Source organism: Acidisoma sp. S159, assembly GCF_009766125.1.
GTDB lineage: Bacteria > Pseudomonadota > Alphaproteobacteria > Acetobacterales > Acetobacteraceae > Acidisoma.
On the sequence record NZ_LMUG01000029.1, the window covers coordinates 1 to 1,099 of the forward strand.

General features: G+C 67.8%; 2 protein-coding genes. Both read right to left on the reverse strand.

Annotated features, from left to right (window positions below; all coding sequences use genetic code 11):
* Positions 1-156 precede the first annotated feature (156 nt).
* Complete coding sequence (locus GSQ92_RS07625) at positions 157-876, reverse strand: ImuA family protein (protein ID WP_159013291.1); 720 nt, start codon at positions 874-876, stop codon at positions 157-159.
* Between the two features lie 9 nt (positions 877-885).
* Positions 886-1,099, reverse strand: a 214-nt coding sequence (locus GSQ92_RS30115) for a hypothetical protein (RefSeq protein ID WP_216856787.1), incomplete at its 5' end; no start/stop codon positions are given.

Consider the following 1,099-nt stretch of genomic DNA (forward strand, 5'->3'; position numbering starts at 1 on the left):
GCAGCGTGGTGCCGGGCGCATCGACGCTCGTCAGCAAGCGACGGTTGCCCTGGGTGTCCCAGGCCGCAATGGGGACGCTGGCAAGCTCCGGCTCCTTCTGCCGGATGCGGTCGGTCGCAACCTGCGGCAGATACAGAACGAGAAAGCGTCGGCGCTTCATGCGACGCCAAGCCCAGCCGGCTCTGGCTCTTGGTCCAAGTCGCACGCCAAGGCGAGTGCCTGCTTTTGCCGATCCCAGACGACCGTCCAAGCTGCGGGTCGTCCGCCGGAGGCACGCAAGAGATCGAGACGCCAGGAGGGGTTGTCGGACGGATCGGCTTTAGCGGCTCCGACCCGCCAACGGCTCCTGGCGGCGGAAGGCGGCACGAGATCCGTGTCGGGCAAGATGAGCAAGCCGATGCCGCCACCGAGTTCAGCCGCGAGCTGAAGTCTCCGGGCAGCGATCAGGTCGGGTGCCGGCCCCTCGAGCACGAGGGCGGCGCCCGCCACGCCCGGTGATTTCAGCGCTTCTTCGAAGGCCCAAAGGGCGTCCTTGGCGCGCTTGGCGGCAATGAAAATGAGATCCCTCTGCGAGAGACCAAGTTCCGCAACACCTGCAGGCCAGATATCCGGCTCGGCGCCAATCCAGATGACTGGTTCAGCCGCCTTGCCGAGGACAAACGCGCAAAAGCCCGTGGCGGCGCCGGTGTCCGCAGCCAATACCTCGTGGAAAGCCCCGCGGGCCAAGCCCCCGGCAGGCAGCAGCCGGTCGATGGGTGGGCAGAGGGAGATGGTCTCGGCCTCCGTCACAACCGTCCCCCGCTCCAGGCGCGCGACGGCGCTCCGAAGTTCTATGAGGGCCGCTTGATGATCTATTCGAAGTGCGAGATCTGCCATGCCATCCGCCTAGCCAGCGGAGTGGGGGCGGCCGGGGCGGGCGCGCATCACGATGTAGCCGGATCGACGCAGGTGCTCCGTCAGGCGCTCTGCCGCCATCCCGGCGGCGAAATCCCAGCCGCTGCGACGCGGCTTGCCGCGCTCATCGTAACGCAGCGCATAGGACAGGACGGCCGCGATCTCCTCCGCGGTGGCGGCGGTGAGATCGGCAGCGTCAGGGTCT